Origin of the sequence: Streptomyces pactum (assembly GCF_016031615.1) — a bacterium.
Lineage (GTDB): Bacteria > Actinomycetota > Actinomycetes > Streptomycetales > Streptomycetaceae > Streptomyces > Streptomyces pactus.
The window spans coordinates 5,734,967-5,751,153 of the sequence record NZ_JACYXC010000001.1 but is presented as its reverse complement, the minus strand read 5'-3'; the positions used below and the strand labels follow the sequence as shown (position 1 = coordinate 5,751,153).

10 protein-coding genes and 1 riboswitch are annotated in these 16,187 nt (G+C 75.1%); of the genes, 3 read left to right on the top strand and 7 right to left on the bottom strand.

All coding sequences use genetic code 11. The features are described 5' to 3' along the window. Positions 1 to 40: 40 nt before the first annotated feature. The 3 genes from IHE55_RS22580 to IHE55_RS22570 are packed head-to-tail and all read right to left on the bottom strand — an operon-like array spanning position 41 to position 4,926. Positions 41 to 1,267: an alkaline phosphatase family protein gene (locus IHE55_RS22580; RefSeq protein ID WP_197990689.1), complete on the bottom strand. Its 1,227-nt coding sequence runs from the start codon at positions 1,265 to 1,267 to the stop codon at positions 41 to 43. After that, on the bottom strand, positions 1,267 to 1,854 hold the full coding sequence (locus IHE55_RS22575; RefSeq protein ID WP_197990688.1) for a DUF5998 family protein: 588 nt from the start codon (positions 1,852 to 1,854) through the stop codon (positions 1,267 to 1,269). Before IHE55_RS22575 ends, IHE55_RS22580 begins: the two co-directional genes overlap by 1 nt. 57 nt (positions 1,855 to 1,911) lie before the next feature. Further along, positions 1,912 to 4,926: a bifunctional acetate--CoA ligase family protein/GNAT family N-acetyltransferase gene (locus IHE55_RS22570; RefSeq protein WP_197990687.1), complete on the bottom strand. Its 3,015-nt coding sequence runs from the start codon at positions 4,924 to 4,926 to the stop codon at positions 1,912 to 1,914. A 154-nt stretch (positions 4,927 to 5,080) separates the two neighbouring features. Between IHE55_RS22570 and IHE55_RS22565 the strand changes: the two genes are divergently transcribed. Then, entirely contained in the window at positions 5,081 to 5,362 is a 282-nt protein-coding gene (locus tag IHE55_RS22565) for an HPr family phosphocarrier protein (protein WP_197990686.1), read from the top strand. A gap of 686 nt (positions 5,363 to 6,048) precedes the next feature. On the opposite strand, the gene IHE55_RS22560 is transcribed toward IHE55_RS22565, so the two are convergent. The 3 genes from IHE55_RS22560 to IHE55_RS22550 form a co-directional block, all read right to left on the bottom strand. Further along, positions 6,049 to 6,849 (bottom strand): M23 family metallopeptidase, encoded by an 801-nt coding sequence (locus tag IHE55_RS22560; protein ID WP_197990685.1) that lies wholly within the window; start codon positions 6,847 to 6,849, stop codon positions 6,049 to 6,051. A 14-nt stretch (positions 6,850 to 6,863) separates the two neighbouring features. Then, positions 6,864 to 7,025, bottom strand: a riboswitch (cyclic di-AMP (ydaO/yuaA leader). Between the two features lie 466 nt (positions 7,026 to 7,491). Further along, positions 7,492 to 8,880: a M16 family metallopeptidase gene (locus IHE55_RS22555; RefSeq protein WP_197990684.1), complete on the bottom strand. Its 1,389-nt coding sequence runs from the start codon at positions 8,878 to 8,880 to the stop codon at positions 7,492 to 7,494. Beyond that, complete coding sequence (locus tag IHE55_RS22550; RefSeq protein ID WP_197992173.1) at positions 8,877 to 10,232, bottom strand: M16 family metallopeptidase; 1,356 nt, start codon at positions 10,230 to 10,232, stop codon at positions 8,877 to 8,879. Before IHE55_RS22550 ends, IHE55_RS22555 begins: the two co-directional genes overlap by 4 nt. A 210-nt stretch (positions 10,233 to 10,442) precedes the next feature. On the opposite strand from IHE55_RS22550, the gene IHE55_RS22545 reads away from it, so the two are divergent. Beyond that, positions 10,443 to 12,896, top strand: coding sequence for a DNA gyrase/topoisomerase IV subunit A (locus IHE55_RS22545; RefSeq protein WP_197990683.1), 2,454 nt, complete (start codon positions 10,443 to 10,445; stop codon positions 12,894 to 12,896). Positions 12,897 to 13,412: 516 nt separating this feature from the next. Here the strand turns inward: IHE55_RS22545 and IHE55_RS22540 are convergent. Next, positions 13,413 to 14,573 (bottom strand): citrate synthase/methylcitrate synthase, encoded by a 1,161-nt coding sequence (locus tag IHE55_RS22540; protein ID WP_197990682.1) that lies wholly within the window; start codon positions 14,571 to 14,573, stop codon positions 13,413 to 13,415. 121 nt (positions 14,574 to 14,694) lie between these two features. On the opposite strand from IHE55_RS22540, the gene IHE55_RS22535 reads away from it, so the two are divergent. Further along, positions 14,695 to 15,954, top strand: a complete 1,260-nt coding sequence (locus IHE55_RS22535) for a citrate synthase family protein (RefSeq protein WP_197990681.1) — start codon at positions 14,695 to 14,697, stop codon at positions 15,952 to 15,954. Positions 15,955 to 16,187: the final 233 nt, after the last annotated feature.

Below are 16,187 nucleotides of genomic sequence, written 5' to 3'. Positions count from 1 at the left end.
CGCGGCGCCGCACGGTCCGGCGGCGGGGGCCGGCGGCGGGTCAGGTCCGCACTTCCAGCAGGGGTACCAGTTGCTCGACCGGGGTCATGGAGCCGTGCAGCCCCACCATCGCGGACTCCTTGGGCTCGGTGCGCGAGGCGACCACCGCCACGTCGGCGGCGGCCGCGGCGACCACGTCGCCGATCCGGCCGCGGACCCGCTCGTCCACGCCGCCGCCGTCCTCCGGGCGGCCGAACCAGCCCGCGGCGACGGCCTCCTCCCGGCTGGCCACCCACATCCGGTCACCCACCACCTCGCGCCAGACGGCCAGCACGTCGGCGGCGGCCCCGGGTACCGCGTACAGATGGCGGGCACGGCCCTCGCCGCCGAGCAGGGCGACCCCGGCGCGCAGCTCCCAGTCCTCGTCGAAGTCGATGCGCGACTCCTCGTCGAAGGGGATGTCGATCATGCCGTGGTCGGCGGTGATGTACAGGGCGGAGCGGGGCGGCAGCTGCTCGGCCAGCCGCCGGGCGAGCCCGTCGACGTAGGCCAGCTGTCCCCGCCACTCGTCGGAGTCCACACCGAACCGGTGGCCCTTGCCGTCCACCTCGCTGTAGTACGTGTACACCAGCGAGCGGTCCCCGGCGGCGAGCTGTTCGGCGGCCAGGTCCATCCGCTCCTCGCCGGAGAGCCGGCCGTGGAAGGTGCCGCCGCTGAGCGCGATCCGGGTCAGCGGCGTCTGCTCGAAGGTCGGCGCGGAGACCTGGCAGGTGTGCACCCCGGCGGCGTCGGCGAGCTGGAAGACGGTGGGGTACGGCTGCCAGCGGTAGGGGTCGGTCCAGGGCTGCCAGCGCAGCTGGTTCATCAGCGCCCCGGTGTCCGGGTCGAGCACCGTGTAGCCGGGCAGTCCGTGCGCGCCCGGCGGCAGGCCGGTGCCCACCGAGGCGAGCGAGGTCGCGGTGGTGGAGGGGAAACCGGCGGTCAGCGGGGTGCCCGTGCCGTTGCCGGAGGTCTCCGTCAGCGAGCTGAGGAAGGGCGCGTACTCGGGGTGGGCGCGCAGCAGCTCCCAGCCCAGGCCGTCGACGAGGAAGACGCAGACCCGGTCGGCGGGGCGCAGCTCCATCCCGCTGGTGAGGCCGTCCACCCCCATCCCGGCGGCGACGGCGGGCAGCAGGTCGGCGAGCGAGCCGGTGCCGTAGCGGGGCACCGGGGCGGCGTACGGGTCGAGCGGGACGGGTTCGAAGCGGCCGGCACCGGTGGCCGCGGCGCCCGTGACGGAATCGGCCATCAGCGGGCGGTGTCCGTGGTGGCCTCGGAGAGGGCCTGGGCGAAGGCGAGGGTCTGCCGGACGGTGTCCGGCCCGTCGCCGGCCTCGCTGACCCGCAGGCTGAGGTCGTCCGCGGTGGAGGAGCCGGTGTAGCCGTGGTCGGCCTCGCAGTTGGGGTCGCCGCAGGCGGCGGGCTCCAGGTCGAGGCGGTTCACCGCGCCCCAGCCGATGGTGAGCACCACCTCGCGCGGCAGCGTGCCGGGGGTGTACGACTCGGGGTTGGCCACCACGCGGCTGAGCACCACCGAGGAGATCCGGTCCAGCTTCACGGACTCGGTGGAGGTGGTGGCGTACGGCGAGGGCGAGGTGCCGTCGGCGGCCTGCTCGTCGGTGTGGCTGACGATGAAGCGGGTGCCGGTGAGCACCAGGACCGTGACGTGGCGGCGGACCTCGTTGGAGTCGAACGTGGTCTCCTGGTGGACGAGGTACGACAGGACCCGCTCGCCGCCCACGGCGGCTTCCACTGCTTCGGCCACGAGTGCCGGGTAGTAGCCGCTGCGCTCGATGGCGGCGCGCAGGCCCTGGGTCGTCGTACCGGTCTTCGCCATGTGCTCCATCCTACGGGCTCGGCAGGGTCCCGGTTCCTCACCGGCCGGGCCCCGCGGTCAGTAGCTCGGCAGGTGCCTGGGGCCCAGGTCGGTACGGACCGGGGCGGGTGCGAGACGGACCGATGCACCGAGCACGGACAGTCCCGAGGAGGCGACCACCACCGGCTCCAGGTCCACGGCCACCACCTCGGGATGGTCGTCCACCATGCGGGACACCCGCAGCAGCAGTTCCTCCAGGGCGGCGGTGTCCACCGGCCGGGAACCGCGCCAGCCGAAGAGCAGCGGTGCGGTGCGGATGGAGCGGATCAGCTCCGCCGCGTCCCGGTCGGTGGCCGGGACCAGCCGGTGCGCGGTGTCGCCCAGCAGCTCGGAGGGGGCCCCGGCGAGACCGAAGGAGAGCACCGCGCCGGCCGCCGGCTCGATGGCGGCCCGCACCACGGTGTCCACCCCGCGCGGTGCCATCCGCTGCACCACCAGGCCCAGCTCCACGGGGCTGCCCAGCCGGTCGGTCAGCTCGGTGTAGGCGCGGCGCAGTTCGGCCTCCCCGCCCAGGTCCAGCCGGACCCCGCCGAGGTCGGTGCGGTGCCGCAGCAGCGGGGCGGTCGCCTTCAGCGCCACCGGGAAGCCGAGCCGGGTGGCGGCGTCCACGGCGGCGTCGGGGTGCGGCGCGGGCAGGGCCGGCAGCACGCTGATGCCGTAGCGGGCCAGCAGCCGCTGGGCGTCGGGGGCCGACAGCTCGACGCCGGGCGCGGCGGGCTCCGGCTCGGGGGCGGGGACGCCGTGCGGCGGCGGGCCCCCGGCGTCCGGCGCGCCGGTCTCCCCCGGTGCGGCGGCTCCGGCCGCAAGGGCGGCGGGTGCCGGGTGGCCCCCGGCGGCGCCCTCCGCGGCGAGCAGGACCTGGATGTCGTCCGCCGCTCCGGCCTCGTCGATGTCGTCGTACTGCGGGACCCGGCCGGGGTCGGCGGCCTGGGCCCGCCAGCGGGCGTACCGCACCGCCTCGGCCAGCGCCCGCACCGCGCGTTCGGCCGACGGGTAGGCGGGGATGCCGCAGGCCACCGGCCGGTCCCCCGGCGCCGCGGCGGCCGGGGCCGCGTCGTCCGGGTCCGGCCGCCCGGCGCCGCCGGCTCCGGACCCGGTGTCCGGGGCGGGGCCGGCGGCGGGGTCCGGGGCGGCGAGGGCGGCGGCGAGGCCGGGGATCTCCAGGTGGACCACGGCGACCGGCTTGGCGGTACCGCCGTGGCCGGCCGCGTCCCGCACCGCGGCGCGCACCGCCTCGGCGAGTTCGGCGGCGGACGGGTCGCCCACCCAGGGCATGGCGTTGACCACCACGGCGTCGCAGTCGTCGCCGGTGAGGGCGCCGGCCAGGGCGCGGCGGTAGTCGGCGGGGCCGGCGGCGGTGGTGAGGTCCCGGGGCGGCCGGGGTTCGAGGCCCTCGGTGCGGCAGGCGTCGTAGGTGAGCAGGCCCAGCGACTCGGAGTTGCCCAGGATCGCCACCCGCGGGCCGCCGGGCAGCGGCTGGGAGGCGAGCAGCAGCCCGGTGTCGGCCAGCTCGGTGACGGTGTCCACCCGGATCACCCCGGCCTGCCGCAGCAGGTCGGTGACGGTGGCGTCGGGGATCTGGCTGGTGACGACGGCGTGACCGGGCGGAGTGCTGCCGCTGTGCCGGGACCCCTTGACCACCACCACCGGCTTGGCGGCGGCGGTACGCCGGGCGAGCCGGGTGAACTTGCGCGGGTTGCCGATGGACTCCAGGTACATCAGGGCGATGTCGGTGTGCGGGTCGTCGTGCCAGTACTGGAGCAGGTCGTTGCCGGAGACGTCGGCGCGGTTGCCGGCGGAGACGAAGGTGGACAGCCCCACCAGCCCGGCGGCGCGCCGGTGCAGCCCGGAGAGCAGCGCGATGCCGATGGCGCCGGACTGGGTGAACAGCCCCACCCGGCCGGGGAGCGGCAGCTCCGGGGACAGGGACGCGTTCAGCCGGACCGCGCCGGCGGTGTTGATCACGCCGAAGGCGTTGGGGCCGATGAGCCGCATGCCGTGGGTACGGGCCTGGCGGATCAGCTCGCGCTGCCGGGCACGGCCTTCGGCGCCGCTCTCGGCGTATCCGGAGGAGACCACCACCAGCCCCTGCACGCCGTGCTCGCCGCACTCGGCCACCACCGCGGGCACCTGGCCGGCGGGGACCGCGACGATCGCGAGATCGACCTGCCCGTCGATCTCCCGGACGGAGCGGTGGGCCGGCACCCCTTCCGGTTCCAGCACCGTCAGATCCGGGTCGAAGGCGTGGTTGACCGCGTGCACCGGGCCGGTGAAGCCTCCGGCGAGCACATTGCCCAGCACCGTCCGGCCCACCCCGCCGGGGCGGCGGCCGACCCCGACGACGGCGATCGAACCGGGGGCCAGCAGCCGCTGCACGGACCGCGCCTCGGCGCGCTGTTCCCGGGCCCGCATCACGGCCAGCGACCGGTCGGTGGGTTCCAGGTCGAGGGCGAGGCGGACCACCCCGTCCTCGAAGCTGCGCTGCTGGGTGTAGCCGGCGTCGGTGAACACCTTGATCATCTTGGTGTTGGCGGGCAGCACCTCGGCGGCGAATCGGCGGATGCCGCGCTCCCGGGCGACCGCGGCGATGTGCTCCAGCAGGGCCGAGGCGACGCCCCGCCCCTGGTGGGCGTCCTGCACCAGGAAGGCGACCTCAGCCTCGTCCGGCACCGGCTCCGGCCGGGCGCCGGCCGCGCCGGGGCTCCGGCGGGAGACCGGCAGCCCGCTCTCGTCGATCCGGTCGTAGCGGACGGTGGCGATGAACTCGTCCCCGACGGTGGCCGCGAGCCCCACCCGGTCCACGTAGTCGTGGTGGGTGAAGCGGTGCACGTCCCGGTCGGAGAGGCGGGGGTAGGGCGCGAAGAAGCGGTAGTACTTCGACTCGTCCGAGACCCGCTCGTAGAAGCTGACCAGCCGCTGCGCGTCGTCCGGGGTGATCGGGCGGATCTGTGCGGTACCGCCGTCCCGGAGGACCACATCGGCCTCCCAGTGGTCCGGGTAGCTGTGGCGGTCCGGGGCCGAGGCGCTCTCCATGCGCCCAGGGTAAGCGCCGGGCCCCGCGGTGACACCGGCCGTGCGGGCGTCCTCCGCGGACCGGCGCGCCGGGGCCCGGCCCTCCGTACCGGAGCACGCGGGAGCACATGCGACACTGGTCTAGACAACCAGTAACGACCTGAAGGGCTACACCATGGTTGAGCGCCGCGTCACCGTCGGCTGGGCCGAGGGCCTGCACGCACGTCCCGCGTCGATCTTCGTTCGCGCGGCCACCGCAGCCGGCGTCCCGGTGACGATCGCCAAGGCCGACGGCACCCCGGTCAACGCCGCGTCCATGCTCGCCGTGCTGGGTCTGGGGGCCCAGGGCGGCGAGGAGATCGTGCTCGCCTCCGAGGACGACAGCGCCGAGGCCGCGCTCGACCGTCTGGCCAAGCTCGTCGCGGAGGGGCTGGAGGAGCTTCCCGAGACCGTCTGAACCACCAGCTCCACCCGGCGGGACGGCCGCCCCGCCGGACAGCCCCGCCCGCACCGCTCCGCCGCACCGGCCGGGCGGCCTCGCGGGCATCCGGGGGCTGGCTGGTCGTTCGCACACCGGGCCCGGCGGCCCGGACCGCGTGGATGGGCGCGGGCGCGGACGGCCCGACCGGCCGAGGTGAGCCGCGGTACCCGGCAGGGCGCCGCGGCTCTTGTCGTACCCGCCCGCCGACGGGCGCGTCGCCGGGTCAAGGACTCGCGGCCGGGCCGGGGACTCCGGGCCGACGTCGACTCCCGATGTTGGCTTCCGGCCGACGTTGACTTCCGTCCGACGGCGAATCACGCCGATCGGTGATTCCTGTGGGCCGGTCCCTCTTCCCGCGGCCGTCCTCTCCGCCGAGTCCGCCCGGCCGTCTTCTGCATATCTGAGCGGGGGTTGCTCCGGTCGGCCCGGCGCACCCCTCACGGCAGCCATGGCCGCCGCCGGACGCGGTGCGGCACCGCCCCGGAACGCCGGATGCCGTCGCCCGCGGCTCCGCACCACGGCCCCGGTGGCCGCCCTGCCGGCCCGGGCACACCCCACGAAGACATCCCGTGACCACGCCCTGAAGACGCGCGCAGGCCCCGGCCGGTGCGGCCGGGGCCTGTGCGGTGGGGCCGGGATGCTCCCGGGCGCCCCACGCCTGCTCAGATGCTGACGCCGTGCGAGCGCAGGTAGGCGAGCGGGTCGATGTCCGAGCCGTACTGCGGGCTGGTACGCGCCTCGAAGTGCAGGTGCGCGCCGGTGGAGTTGCCGGTGTTGCCGGCCAGGCCGATCTGCTGGCCCGGGGTGACGGTCTGGCCGACGGCGACGCTGATCGAGTCCAGGTGGCCGTACTGGGTGTACGTGCCGTCGTTCATCTTGATCACGATGTTGTTGCCGTACGCGCCGCCCCAGCCGGCCTCCACGACCGTGCCGGTGCCCACGGACCGCACCGGGGTGCCGGTGGAGGCGTGGAAGTCGATGCCGGTGTGGCTGCCGGAGGACCACAGACCGCTGGTGGCGTGGTACTGGGTGGAGACGTAGGACCCGGCGACCGGCGACACGTAGGTGTTCAGGCGCCGCCGCTCGGCGTCGCGCGCGGCGCGCTCCCGGGCCTCCCGCTCGGCCTTGGCCTTCTTCTCCGCGGCCTCGGCCTTGCGCTTCATCTCGGCGGCCTTGATCGCCGCGGCCTTGCGGGCCTCCGCCTTGGCCTGGGCCTCCTCGGCGGCGACCTCCTGGCTGACGGCCTGGGCGTCGATCTGGTCCGCGATGTCGTCACCGATGACGATCGCCTGGTTCAGGCCGGTGTCCTCGAAGCGGGGGGCGTCCTGGGAGGCGGCGACCGCCGGGGAGGCGAGGGTGGCGACGACGCCGGAGGCGATCGTGGCCGCTCCGGCCATGCCGGCGCCGGTACGGGCGGCGCTGCGGGGACGACGGTGCTTCCCGGTGGGACGGGTGAACGCCATGGGCCGGCGTACTCCTTTCCTTCCTTCTCGCCTACCGGGTTAGCTGACGGGTTCGGAGCAGGAAGGTCTCCTACGGGTCCCTCGCGGGAGGCACCCGATTCACCCCTTGGGGAAGCCCCCTGGAGGGTCCCCGGTTCCCCGGGACTCGCGCCCTGGGGATTCGGCGATGGCTGTCCGGGCCGCGGGTGCGACGCACACTGACGGGCAGCCGGGACGACGCTAGACGGGTGATCTTTTGAATTCCAAACGGATCACGATTTTTGTTGCGCTCGCCACAGGGCAGACACCCCGTCTCTCGTACAAACCCGACACCTTGGGCCACATGACGGACGTGACGCGGCCTCACCGGCCCACCGGCCGGAGGCGTTCCCGGCAGCTGCGGGCGTCCGCGCCGGTACCGGATCCCGGACCCTGAGCCGGCCCGGGTCGGGGCGGCCCCGGCGGGGCGGACGGCGGCGGTGGCGCCCCGCCGGGTCGGCACGGAGGCGGAATCCGGGGCGGACAGCTCCCCACGGCGGGCACGGACACGGCGGGCACGGCGGGCGCGGACACGGCAGGGCTCCGGTGCCGGGGCGGCACCGGAGCCCTCACGTCCACGGGCCGCCGCCGGCCGGGTGCCGGCCGGCGGTCCCGGGCGCGTCGTCAGCCGGAGACGACCTTCACCTCGCCGATGCCCAGGGCGCGCACCGGCTCCTCGATCACCGAGGCGTCCCCGACCAGCACGGTGACCAGCCGGTCCACCGGGAAGGCGTTCACCGCGGCGGCGGTCGCCTCCACCGTGCCGGTCTGCGCCAGCCGCTCGTACAGGCGGGCCTGGTAGTCGTCGGGCAGGTGCTGCTCGACCTGGTCCGCCAGGGTGCCGGCGACGGCCGCCGCGGTCTCGTACTTCAGCGGGGCGACGCCGACCAGGTTCTGCACCGCGACGTCCCGCTCCTCGTCGGTGAGCCCCTCGGCGGCGAGGGTGCGCAGCACCTTCCAGGTGTCCTCCAGGGCGGGGCCGGTGACCTCGGTGGCCACCGAACCGGAGATGGCCAGCACGGCCGCGCCGGTGCCCTCCGGGGTGGAGCGCAGCACCTGGCCGAAGGCGCGCACCCCGTAGGTGTAGCCCTTCTCCTCGCGCAGCACCCGGTCCAGCCGCGAGGTGAGGGTGCCGCCGAGGCAGTAGGTGCCGAGCACCTGGGCCGGCCAGACCCGGTCGTGCCGGTCGGCGCCGATGCGCCCGATGAGCAGCTGGGTCTGCACCGCGCCGGGCCGGTCCACGATCACCACGCGGCCGGTGTCGTCGGCCGTGATCACCGGGCTGGGCCGCTGCTCCGCCGGGCCGCCGGTCCAGGCGCCCAGGGTCTCGGCGAGCGCCTGGTCGAGGTCGGTGCCGGTCAGGTCGCCGACGACCACCGCGGTCGCACCGGCGGGCCGCACATGGGCCTGGTAGAAGGCGCGGACCGCGGCGGCGTCGATCCGCCTGACCGTCTCCTCGGTGCCCTGCCGGGGCCGGGAGTGCCGCGCGTCGGCCGGGAACAGCTCCCGGGACAGCGCCATGGAGGCGCGGCGGGCCGGGTTGGCCAGCTCGTGCGGGATCTCGTCGAGCCGGTTGGCCACCAGCCGCTCCACCTCGCCCTCCGGGAAGGCGGGGGCGCGCAGCGCGTCGGCGAGCAGGCCGAGGGCCTTGCGGAGCCGGGAGGCCGGGACCTCCAGCGAGACCCGCACCCCGGGGTGGTCGGCGTGCGCGTCCAGGGTGGCGCCGCAGCGCTCCAGCTCGGCGGCGAACTCCTCGGCGGTGTGCTTGTCGGTGCCCTCCGACAGCGCCCGGGCCATGATGGTGGCGACCCCGTCGAGACCGGCCGGTTCGGCGTCCAGCGGCGCGTCCAGGTTGATCTCCACGGCGACCACCTGCTGGCCGGGGCGGTGGCAGCGCAGCACGGTCAGCCCGTTGGGCAGGGTGCCGCGCTCGGGGGCCGGGAAGGCCCACGGCCTGGCCGGGCCGGCCTTCGGCTGCGGGTGGAACGTCATGGTGGTGGCGGTGTCGCTCACTGGGCCGACTCCCCTTCTCCCTCGTTGGCGGCGGCGCCGGCGTCCTCCCCGGCGGCCCCGGTGGGTTCGTAGACGAGCACCGCGCGGTTGTCCGGCCGCAGGCGCGCGGCGGCGACCGTGCGCACCTCGTCGGCGGTGACGGCCAGCACCCGGTCGACGGCGGTGAGCGCCAGCTGCGGGTCGCCGAAGAGCACGGCGAAGCGGCACAGTTCGTCCGCCCGGCCGCCGACCGTGGCGAGCCGGTCCAGCCACTCCCGCTCCAGCTGGGCCTGGGCGCGCTCCATCTCCTCGGGGGTGGGCCCCTCGGCGGCGAAGCGGGCCAGCTCGTCGTCCACGGCGGCCTCGATGTCGGCCACCTCCACCCCGGCGGACGCCTTCACGTCCAGCCAGCCCAGCGACGGCGCGCCGGCCAGGCGGAGCATGCCGAACCCGGCGCCGACGGCGCTGCGGTCGCGGCGCACCAGCCGGTTGTGCAGCCGGGAGGACTCCCCGCCGCCGAGGACGGTCAGCGCCAGGTCGGCGGCGTCCGCCTCCCGGGTGCCGTCGTGCGGCAGCCGGTAGGCGGCCATCAGCGCGCGGGAGGGCACGTCCTCCCGGACCACCTCGCGCAGCTGCTCGCCGATCACCTCGGGCAGGGTGCCGTCGCGCGGCGGCTGCTTGGCGTCGTGGGCCGGGATGGAGCCGAAGTACTTCTCGATCCACGCCAGGGTCTGCTCGGGGTCGATGTCGCCGACGACCGAGAGCACCGCGTTGTTGGGCGCGTAGTAGGTGCGGAAGAAGGTGCGGGCGTCCTCCAAGGAGGCCGCGTCCAGGTCGGCCATCGAGCCGATGGGGGTGTGGTGGTACGGGTGGCCCTCGGGGTAGGCCATGGCCACCAGGCGCTCGAAGGCGGTGCCGTAGGGCACGTTGTCGTAGCGCTGGCGGCGCTCGTTCTTCACCACGTCCCGCTGGTTCTCCAGGCTCTCCTCGTCCAGCGCGGCGAGCAGCGACCCCATGCGGTCGGCCTCCAGCCACAGCGCCAGCTCGACCTGGTGGGCGGGCATGGTCTCGAAGTAGTTGGTGCGCTCGAAGCTGGTGGTGCCGTTGAGGGAGCCGCCGGCGCCCTGCACCAGCTCGAAGTGGCCGTTCCCCGTCACCTGCGCCGAGCCCTGGAACATCAGGTGCTCGAAGAGGTGAGCCAGGCCGGTACGCCCCTTGACTTCGTGGCGTGAGCCCACGTCGTACCAGAGGCAGACCGCGGCGACCGGGGTCAGGTGATCCTCGGAGAGCACCACCCGCAAGCCGTTGGCCAGGCGGTGCTCGGTCGCTGTCAGGCCGCCGGAACCGGCCTGTTGCGTGGCCGTGTGACCCATGGGCATGTACGTCCCTTCGATCGCGTGCGGGTGCGGGTGCGAAGCCGTCTGTCGATCAGCCCTGTCACTCTATGCAAGCGGGCCGACATCTGGCGAAGTTCCCGGGGCCGGTGTCCCTCCCGGGGCGGGCGGTGGTCGGTGTTGTCGGTGCGTAGGTCCACAATGGTCGGCATCAGAACCAGTACCGGCAGTTGAAGGAGCCGAGCCGCGATGGCCCCCCGCCGCAGCACGAAGACCCCGCCACCGGAGGACTTCGAGGAGCGCATCCTCGACATCGACGTCGTCGACGAGATGCAGGGCTCCTTCCTGGAGTACGCCTACTCGGTCATCTACTCGCGTGCGCTGCCCGACGCGCGGGACGGCCTGAAGCCGGTGCACCGCCGCATCCTGTACCAGATGAACGAGATGGGGCTGCGTCCCGAACGCGGCTTCGTCAAGTGCGCCCGGGTGGTCGGCGAGGTGATGGGCAAGCTCCACCCGCACGGCGACGCCTCGATCTACGACGCCCTGGTGCGCATGGCGCAGCCGTTCTCGATGCGGCTGCCGCTGGTGGACGGGCACGGCAACTTCGGTTCGCTGGGCAACGACGACCCGCCCGCGGCGATGCGGTACACCGAGTGCCGGATGGCCTCGGCGACCTCCCTGATGACGGAGTCGATCGACGAGGACACGGTCGACTTCGCGCCGAACTACGACGGCAGCGAGCAGGAGCCGGTGGCGCTGCCCGCCGCCTACCCGAACCTGCTGGTGAACGGCGCCTCGGGGATCGCGGTCGGCATGGCGACGAACATGCCGCCGCACAACCTGGGCGAGGTGATCGCGGCCGCCCGCCACCTGATCAAGCACCCGGGGGCCGACCTGGACACCCTGATGCGGTACGTGCCGGGCCCGGACCTGCCGACCGGCGGCCGGATCGTGGGGCTCGGCGGCATCCGGGACGCGTACGAGACGGGGCGCGGCACCTTCAAGATCCGCGCCACCGTGTCGGTGGAGAACGTCACCGCGCGCCGCAAGGGCCTGGTCGTCACCGAGCTGCCGTTCGCGGTCGGCCCGGAGAAGGTCGTGTCCAAGATCAAGGACCTGGTGGGCGCCAAGAAGCTCCAGGGCATCGCGGACGTCAAGGACCTCACCGACCGTGAGCACGGGCTCCGCCTGGTGATCGAGGTGAAGAACGGCTTCAACCCCGAGGCCGTGCTGGAGCAGCTGTACAAGCTGACGCCGATGGAGGAGTCCTTCGGCATCAACAACGTGGCGCTGGTGGACGGGCAGCCGCTGACCCTGGGGCTCAAGGAGCTGCTGGAGGTCTACCTGGACCACCGCTTCGAGGTGGTCCGGCGGCGCAGCGAGTTCCGGCGCGGCAAGCGCCGCGACCGGCTGCACCTGGTCGAGGGCCTGCTGGTGGCGCTGCTCGACATCGACGAGGTCATCCGGATCATCCGGTCCAGCGACAACGCGGCGCAGGCCAAGGAGGCGCTGATCGAGCGCTTCTCGCTGTCGGAGGTGCAGACCCAGTACATCCTGGACACCCCGCTGCGCCGGCTGACCCGGTTCGACCGGATCGAGCTGGAGGCCGAGCGCGACAGGCTGCGCCAGGAGATCGAGGAGCTGACCCGCATCCTGGAGTCGGACGCCGAGCTGCGCAAGCTGGTCTCCGCGGAACTGGGGGCGGTGGCCAAGAAGTTCGGCACCGCGCGGCGCACGGTGCTGCTGGAGTCCGCGGGCACCACGCTCGCCGCGGTGCCGCTGGAGGTGGCGGACGACCCGTGCCGGGTGCTGCTGTCCTCCACCGGGCTGCTGGCCCGCACCGCCACCGGCGAGCCGGTGCCGGACGAGGGGGACGGGCGGCGCGCCAAGCACGACGTGATCGTCTCCGCGGTCCCGGCCACCGCCCGGGCCGAGGTGGGCGCGGTGACCTCGGCGGGCCGGCTGCTGCGGCTGCCGGTGATCGATCTGCCGATGCTGCCGGAGACCGCGGGTCCGCCGAACCTCGCGGGCGGCGCGCCGATCGCGGAGTTCCTGTCGCTGACGGACGGGGAGCGGCTGGTGTGCCTCACCACGCTCGACGAGTCCTCGCCGGGGCTGGCCATCGGCACCGAGCAGGGTGTGGTCAAGCGGGTGGTCCCGGACTATCCGGCTAACAAGGACGAGTTGGAGGTCATCGGCCTCAAGGACGGTGACCGGATCGTCGGGGCGGTGGAGCTGCGCACCGGCGAGGAGGACCTGGTGTTCATCACCGACGACGCCCAGCTGCTGCGCTACCCGGCGGGCCAGGTGCGTCCGCAGGGCAGGCCTGCGGGCGGTATGACGGGGATCAAGCTGGCGTCGGGGGCGAAGGTGATCTCGTTCACCGCGGTGGACCCGGCGGCCGACGCGGTGGTGTTCACCGCGGCTGGCGGCAGCGGCACCCTGGACGGCTCGATCCTGTCGGCGAAGCTGACGCCGTTCGACCAGTTCCCGCGGAAGGGCCGGGCCACCGGCGGGGTGCGCTGCCAGCGGTTCCTCAAGGGCGAGGACCACCTGGTGCTGGCCTGGGCGGGGGCGACCCCGGCCCGGGCGGCCTCGGCGGCCGGCGCCCCGGTGCCGCTGCCCGAGCCGGACCCGCGCCGGGACGGCTCCGGGATGCCGCCGGCCAAGCAGATCGCGGTGGTCGCCGGGCCGGTGTGAGGCGATCGCCGGGCGGGGGTGTGAGGCGGCGGCCGGACCGGGCGGGGTGCGGCCGGGCCGGTGTCCTCGGTCCGGCGCCGCGGCGGCCCGGTGAGGTCCCGGCTCCGCCGCGGGGGCCCGGCGATGGGCGGTGACCGTGCATCACCGCCGTGGGGGCGTGCCGTCCGGTCGGACGGCACGCCCCCACGGCGTCTCCGCAGCCCCCGACCGGGCGGCGGGGGCGCGGGACCGGTCCGGGTGGCGCCACGCGGGACCGGCCCGGGCGGCCGGCGCGCGGGGCTGATCGCCGGCGGGCCGGCGCCGGGCCGGCACGGGTGACGCGAGCCGGCCCCGGTCCTGTACTGCCCCCGGCCCGGTCCTGTACGTCCCCACCCCGGTCCGGTGCGGCCGTTCGCACCGAAGGAGCCCCCGTCACCCCGGCCCGGTGGAACCCCCGCCGGATCCGCAGCCCCGTCGCCCCCGGCCCCACCCCCGGTCCGCGGCCTCACCCGTCCGGCCCGTACCTCCGCCGACCGGTCAGGCGGGCGGCACCGGCTGCGGCGCGGGCGGGCCGGTGTAGCGCGCCGCCGGGCGGATGATCTTCGAGTCCTCGGCCTGTTCCAGGATGTTGGCGCTCCAGCCGACGACCCGCGCGACGCAGAAGGTGGGGGTGAACATCTCGCGGGGCAGGCCGCTGAGTTCCATGACGACGCCCGCGTAGAACTCGACGTTGGTGTGGAGTTCGCGGCCCGGCTTGAGTTCGGCGAGGAGGGCCTCCACCCGGCGTTCCACCTCCGTCGCGAAGGCCACCCGGGGGCCGCCGAACTCCTCGGCGATCTCGCGCAGCATCCGGGACCGCGGGTCCTCGGTGCGGTAGACGGGGTGCCCGAACCCCATGATCCGGTCACCCGCGAGCACCCTCTCCCGTATCCAGGGGTCGATGCGCTCGGGGGTGCCGATGGCGTCCAGGGTGTCCAGGGCGCGGCTGGGCGCGCCCCCGTGCAGCGGTCCGGAGAGTGCCCCGATCGCCCCGGTCAGGCAGGCGGCCAGGTCGGCGCCGGTGGAGGCGATCACCCGGGCGGTGAAGGTCGAGGCGTTGAACCCGTGGTCGACGGTGGAGATCAGGTACCGCTCCACCGCCCGCGCGGACCGCGGATCGGGCTCGGAGCCGGTGAGCATGTACAGGTAGTTGGCGGCGTGCGGCAGGTCCTCCCGCGGTGCCACCGGACGCTGCCCGCGGCCCAGCCGGTGGAGCGCGGTGAGCAGGGTCGGTACGGCCGCGCACGCGGCGAGCGCGTCGGCCCGGCGCCGGTCCGCGCCGATGTCGTACAGCGGCCGGAACCCGAGTCGGGCACCGAGCAGGGACAGCGCGGTGCGCAGCCCGGCGAGCGGCCCGCCGGGGCCGCCCGCCCCGGCCAGCGCGGGCAGCACCTCCTCGACCTCCGCGGGCAGCCGGCGCAGGGCGGCGGTCTCGGCGGTGAACGCGTCGCGGGCCGCCGCGTCCGGGAGTTCGCCGTGGAACATCAGGTGCCACACGTCCTCGAAGGTCCGGCCCCGGGCCAGTTCGACGGCGGAGTACTGGCGGTAGTGGTAGAAGCCCTCGCGGCCCCGGACGTCACCGAGCCCGGTGTCGGTGACGACGACGCCCGCGAGCCCGCGCGGTACGTCGGGGGGTGCGGTGGTCCCGTTGGTCGGCATCGCGGTGTCCTTTCTCAAACTTGATTCAACTGTCTATGCTTGACTTGCAAGGCGTCAATATTGATTGGATCAATATGGGCTCGGATCGAGACGATCCGTCCCCGTGGATACGGTGTGAGGTATGGCTGATCACGAGGCCGAGGCCGGCAGCGAGCCCGAGGAACGACGGCTGACCACCCGGGAGGCGGCCGAACGGCTGGGGGTGAAGCCGGAGACGGTGTACGCGTACGTGAGCCGCGGCCAGCTGACCAGCCGGCGGGCCCCGGGCGGCCGGGGCAGCACCTTCGACCCGGCGGAGGTGGACGCGCTCGCCCGCCGGAGCAGACGCGAGGCCGCGCCGGGCGGGGACGGCCCGCCGGTCGGTTCCGGCATCACCCTCATCGAGGAGGACCGGCACTACTACCGCGGGGTGGACTCCACCGCCCTCGCCGAACACCACAGCTACGAGGAGGTCGCCGAGTGGCTGTGGACCGGCCGGATGCGCCCCGGCGTCCGGTTCACCGCCCATCCCGAGACCCTGGCCGCCGCGCGCCGGGCGGCCGGCGCGCTGCCCGCGCACACCGGCCTGATGGACCGGCTGCGGGTGGCGGCGATCGCCGCGGCGGCTGCCGATCCGCTCCGCTTCGACCTGGCGGAGTCCACGGTGGTGGCGACGGCCCGGGACCTGATCGCCACGCTCACCGACACGCTGCCGGTCCGCGGCGCGCAGGAGCCGCCGGACGCCCCGGTGGCCCGCCGGCTGTGGACCCGGCTCACCGACCGGCCGCCGGGCACCGGCTGGCTGCGGGTGCTGGACAGCGCGCTGGTGCTGCTGATCGACCACGACCTCGCGGTCTCCACGGTGGCGGCGCGGGTCGCCGCCTCCGCCCAGGCCCACCCCTACGCGGTCGTCTCGGCGGGCCTGGGCGCGCTGGACGGCCCGCTGCACGGGGGAGCCAGCGGCTTCGCGCACCGGATGCTGCTGGACGCGATGGAGCGGGGCGGCGCGGCGGTGGTGGCGAGCCATCTGCGCGCCGACCGGCGGGTACCGGGGCTCGGCCACCGGCTCTACCCCCGGGAGGATCCGCGCGCGTCGGCGCTGCTGCGGCTGCTGGAGGAGGTCCCGGAGGCGGCTCCCGCGCTCCAGGCGGCCCGTGAGGTGGTGGAGACCATGGCACGCCATGTGCCGCTGTACGCCAACGTGGACCTGGCCCTCGCGGTGGTGTCGGTCTCGGCCGGGATGCCGCAGGAGGCGGGCGAGACCGTCTTCGCCGTCTCCCGCACCGCGGGCTGGATCGCCCACGCGCTGGAGGAGTACGGCGAGCGGCCCCTGCGGATGCGGCCCACCGGCCGGTACCACGGCCCGCGCCCCCCGCAGCCGCTGCCCCTCCCCCTGCCCTGACCGTCACCGGGACGGCCGCACGTCACCGGGGTGGCCGCGCGGCCGGGGACCGTTCGGCCCGACCGCCGTCGGTCCGCCCTCGATCCGACCGGCCGCCCGGACCGGCGGGCGCGGCGTGTGGCACCGCGGGCGGCCCCCGGCAGCGGGGCGGCGGCGCAAGGGCGCGGCGGCCCGCGGCGGCGGGACGGGCGGGCTGCTGGCAGGCGCCGAGCGAGGGGGTCGACCTTCGGGTG